The organism is Stenotrophomonas sp. PS02301 (assembly GCF_029959485.1).
In the GTDB taxonomy this organism is placed as follows: domain Bacteria; phylum Pseudomonadota; class Gammaproteobacteria; order Xanthomonadales; family Xanthomonadaceae; genus Stenotrophomonas; species Stenotrophomonas maltophilia_Z.
In genome coordinates, this window is the sequence record NZ_JASCOO010000169.1 from 1 (window position 1) to 4410 (window position 4410).

6 protein-coding genes are annotated in these 4410 nt (G+C 63.8%); 4 read left to right on the plus strand and 2 right to left on the minus strand.

Annotation, left to right across the window (positions count from 1 at the left end):
- Positions 1–85: 85 nt before the first annotated feature.
- Positions 86–751 carry a cAMP-activated global transcriptional regulator CRP gene (gene crp / locus QMX81_RS20515; protein ID WP_088433580.1) on the minus strand — a complete coding sequence of 222 codons (666 nt, stop codon included), beginning with the start codon at positions 749–751 and terminating at the stop codon, positions 86–88.
- A 170-nt stretch (positions 752–921) separates the two neighbouring features.
- Here crp and speD point away from each other — a divergent pair, with 170 nt between their 5' ends.
- Complete coding sequence (speD, locus tag QMX81_RS20520; RefSeq protein WP_019185315.1) at positions 922–1716, plus strand: adenosylmethionine decarboxylase; 795 nt, start codon at positions 922–924, stop codon at positions 1714–1716.
- 170 nt (positions 1717–1886) lie between these two features.
- Positions 1887–2204 carry a quaternary ammonium compound efflux SMR transporter SugE gene (gene sugE / locus QMX81_RS20525; protein WP_046273055.1) on the plus strand — a complete coding sequence of 106 codons (318 nt, stop codon included), beginning with the start codon at positions 1887–1889 and terminating at the stop codon, positions 2202–2204.
- A gap of 124 nt (positions 2205–2328) precedes the next feature.
- Here the strand turns inward: sugE and coq7 are convergent, their stop codons facing one another.
- Positions 2329–2973, minus strand: coding sequence for a 2-polyprenyl-3-methyl-6-methoxy-1,4-benzoquinone monooxygenase (gene coq7 / locus QMX81_RS20530; protein WP_121040609.1), 645 nt, complete (start codon positions 2971–2973; stop codon positions 2329–2331).
- A 180-nt stretch (positions 2974–3153) separates the two neighbouring features.
- On the opposite strand from coq7, the gene rplM reads away from it, so the two are divergent.
- Positions 3154–3582 (plus strand): 50S ribosomal protein L13, encoded by a 429-nt coding sequence (rplM, locus tag QMX81_RS20535; RefSeq protein WP_038685795.1) that lies wholly within the window; start codon positions 3154–3156, stop codon positions 3580–3582.
- A 2-nt stretch (positions 3583–3584) separates the two neighbouring features.
- Complete coding sequence (rpsI, locus tag QMX81_RS20540) at positions 3585–3977, plus strand: 30S ribosomal protein S9 (protein WP_019185318.1); 393 nt, start codon at positions 3585–3587, stop codon at positions 3975–3977.
- Positions 3978–4410 lie beyond the last annotated feature (433 nt).

The following is a 4410-nucleotide window of genomic DNA, read 5'->3' on the forward strand; positions in this document are numbered from 1 at the left end:
GGCCAGCGTCATTTGTTTAAACCCCCCCGCCCTCGCCCCACGGGGGGGGGGGGCCCGCCCCGCGCCCGCCACGACCAAGGCCCGATCAGCGGGTGCCGTACAGAACGACGGTCTTGCCGCGGGCATGCAGCTGCCCGTCGGTCTGCAGCTTCTTCAGCACGCGGCCGGCCATTTCACGCGAGCAACCGACCAGGCGGGCCAGTTCCTGGCGCGAGACGCGCAGCTGGGTGCCCTGCGGGTGGCTCATCGCCTCCGGCTCGCGGGAAAGATCGTGCAGGGTCCGCACGATGCGGTCGGTCACATCCAGGAAGGCCAGGCGGCTGGCTTTCCTGCTGGTGTCGAGCAGGCGCTTGGAGAGCTGCTGGCCGATCGAATAGAGCAGGCGCGGCGCATCGGCCGAGAGCGGGCCCAAGAACAGCTGATGCAGGCGCTCGTAGCTGATCTCGGCCAGCTCGCACGGGGTGCGGGTGCGCAGGATCACCTCGCGCCGGTCCGATTCGACGAACAGCCCCATCTCACCGACGAATTCTCCCGAGCCGAAGTAGCCCAGCACCAGCTCACGATCGTCATCTTCCTCAGCCATTATTGAGACTGAGCCACTGATCACGTAGTAGAGGGTGCCGGCCGGATCGCCTGGACGGAACACGTCGGTACGGGCGGGGTAACGGCGGCGGTGGCTGTGGGCCAGGAAGCGATCGATTGTTGCGATATCCAGGGCCAATGGACTTGTGGCAAGGCGCACAGTTGACACGTTGAGGCGCTCCGATTGCTCATGAAGAATTCACGGCTATGTGCCGGGAGCTTAACGATCCGAATTGTTAAGGGCAAACCGAGCACAGGTACTCGTTTCAATGCAAGTTTCGCCCCCGATCACTTTGCCCCATAATTACTTCTTTCCCACCACACACAGGATCGACCGCCGTGGTCAAGCCGTTGCCTCGCCTGAGGTTGCAGGGTTTCAACAACCTCACCAAGGCGCTGAGCTTCAACATCTATGACGTCTGTTACGCCCGCACCGAAGAGGAGCGTCAGCGTTACATCGAATATATTGATGAAGAGTACAACGCCGATAGGCTGACTCAGATCCTGACCGACGTTGCCGAGATCATCGGCGCGAACATCCTGAACGTGGCCCGCCAGGACTACGACCCCCAGGGTGCCTCGGTGACGATCCTGATCTCGGAAGAGCCGGTGATCGACAAGAAGCAGGCCGGCAAGGAGCTGATCTCCGACGCCGTGGTTGCCCACATGGACAAGAGCCACATCACTGTCCATACGTACCCGGAAACCCATCCGCAGGAGGGCATCGCCACGTTCCGCGCGGACATCGATGTGGCCACCTGTGGCGTGATTTCCCCGTTGAAAGCGCTGAACTACCTGATCGAGAGTCTGGAATCGGACATCGTGATCATGGATTACCGCGTGCGTGGCTTCACCCGTGACGTGAAGGGCAAGAAGCACTACATCGATCACAAGATCAACTCGATCCAGAACTTCCTGGCCAAGAACATCAAGTCGCGTTACGAGATGTTCGACGTCAATGTCTATCAGGAAAATATCTTCCACACGAAGATGCACCTGAAGGACTTCGATCTGGACCAGTACCTGTTCGAAGAGAAGGCCAAGAACCTGTCGTTCAAGGAACGCATGAAGATCGAGGCGCTGCTGCGTCGTGAGATCGAAGAGCTGTTCCATGGGCGCAATCTGGCCGAGTAACGCACGTCGCGATGTCGTCCGGGCCTGGCCCGGACGGCCTCGTTCAGGCGGGACGGCCCGCCCTGTGAAACCGGTGTTTGCGCAAAACCCGGTTCCACGGCAGCTACCGACGACGGTCCGGTGTGAAAACACCGGGCCGTTTTGCTTTTGTTAACCCAAGGAATCCCCCCATGCCCTGGATCTATCTCCTGGTTGCCGGTCTGTTCGAGATCGGCTTCGCCATCGGAATGAAGTACTCCGAAGGCTTCAGCAAGCCCCTTCCCACCCTGGCCACCGTTGCTGCCGCCCTGGTCAGCCTGTACCTGATGAGCCAGGCCATGAAATCCATCCCGGTCGGCACGGCGTACGCGATCTGGACCGGGATCGGCGCACTGGGCGTGGCGATGCTGGGCATCTTCCTGTTCGGCGACAGCGCCTCGCCGTCGCGGCTGGCCTGCATCGCGTTGATCGTGGCCGGTGTGATCGGGCTGAAGCTGGTCTCTGCCTGATCGTCGCCCGACCAACGGTCGGGCGCTACCGGTGGCAAGCCGGCCCGCAACCCATGCCGCGCGCGCCGTTCCGGTAGGTATCGACCGTTGGTCGATACGCCGTTACAAGTTGGTCGATACGCCGTTACAACCGGTACGCGATGGTCTTCATGACCTTGGAGGCCAGCGCCATCACCGACGGGATCGGTGCGGGCAGCTTCCGCGCGCCGGCATGCTCGGCGTGGTCGGCGTGGCGGGCCTCGTCGATCTTCATCACCTTGATCACCTCACGGCTGCGCAGGTCGGCCGGGGGCAGGGTGTCCAGGTGTTCGTCCAGATGGGCTTCGACCTGGCGTTCGGTCTCGACCACGAAGCCCAGGTTCCAGCCATCCCCACGCAGGCCGGCCAGGGTGCCGATGGTGTAGCTGCCGGCATACCAGATCGGGTTGAACAGGCTGGGGCGGCTGTCCAGCTCGCGCAGGCGCTGGGCGCACCAGGCCAGATGGTCGGTCTCTTCCTGGGCGGCATCGAGCAGGTGGGCGCGGGTTTCCGGCTCACGGGCAACCGCGGCCTGGCCGAAGTACAGGCCCTGGGCGCAGACCTCGCCGACATGGTTGATGCGCATCAGCCCGGCCGCGTGGCGGCGCTCGGGGTCGGCCATCTGCACGTCCGGGGTGGCCTCGGCGGGGTAGGGGCGGCTGGCCGGCGGGTTGCCGAACACGGTATCCAGGGCCCGCTGGGCTTCGGTCAGCAGGTGGTCGAGCGGCGTGATCTGGCGGAGCGCGGTCATGGCAGGTGGTGTCGCGGCGGGGGACTGTCGATTCTCGCCCCCGCGGACCGGTGTGCCAAGCCGGGATCCGGTCAACTTGCATGTGGCGGGCATGGCCAGTACAATCCCGCCTCTTCACAACGCGTGGCAGAGTTCCGGCCGTACTGCGCCGTAATGAGCCCGACCTACTAGAGTTCTTTCATGAGCACTTTCACTGCAAAGTCCGAGACCGTCCAGCGCGACTGGTATCTCGTCGACGCATCCGGCAAGACGCTGGGCCGTCTGTCCACCGAGCTGGCCCGCCGTCTGCGCGGCAAGCACAAGCCGGTTTACACCCCTCACGTTGATACCGGTGATTACCTGGTTGTCATCAATGCAGAAAAGATTGTCGTCACCGGCAACAAGCTGCAGGACAAGCTGTATCACCGTTTCACTGGCTACATCGGCAACCTGAAGACCGAAACTCTGGCCCAGGCGCTTGAGCGCCATCCGGAGCGTGTCATCGAGACCGCCGTCAAGGGCATGCTGCCGAAGGGCCCGCTGGGCCGCGCCATGTACCGCAAGCTCAAGGTGTACTCGGGTTCCGAGCACCCGCACGCCGCTCAGCAGCCTCAGGTTCTGGATATCTAATCATGGCTATCACGCAAAACTACGGCACCGGCCGCCGCAAGTCCTCCACCGCCCGCGTGTTCCTGCGCAAGGGCGCCGGCAACATCACCGTCAATGGCCGTCCGCTGGACGAGTTCTTTGGCCGTGAGACGGCGCGCATGATCGTGCGTCAGCCGCTGGAACTGACCAAGAACACCGAAACCTTCGACATCATGGTCACCGCCGCTGGCGGTGGTACCACGGGTCAGGCCGGTGCGATCCGTCTGGGCATCGCCCGCGCGCTGATCGAATACGACGAAACCCTGAAGTCCGAGCTGCGCAAGGCTGGCTTCATGACCCGTGACGCCCGTGAAGTCGAGCGTAAGAAGGTCGGCCTGCACAAGGCACGTCGCGCCACCCAGTTCTCCAAGCGCTGATCCATCGCGCCTGGCGTGGGATCCTTCGGGATCCCCCTGGGAGGTACGCAAAAGCCCGGCTTCGGCCGGGCTTTTGTCGTTTCCGGGGGGTGGGTTTCGTCCCCGCAGATCGCTTGGTTGTCAGGTGGATGCAGCGAGGGATGGCGATGCTTCCGGCGGCACTGCTGCGCTCGCCGCTGTTTCATAGGGGCGGTAGTGCCGAGCGCTGTTCGGCTACTCTCGCGGCCCGGCATGGGCGGGGTGTCGGCTGGCCGTCCTCTCTCTGGTGAAACAGCCCCCTTGGAGTACAAGGGGGCGCGCCGTCAGGCGCGGGGATGTGGCAGGGGAGGGCTGGCGCCCACACCGTGCTGCGCAAGGTGTGGGGTGGGGGGGGGGGGGGGGGGCGCGGCCCCCCCCCCCCCACAAAACACAAACCACCGCGGGGGTGGTTATA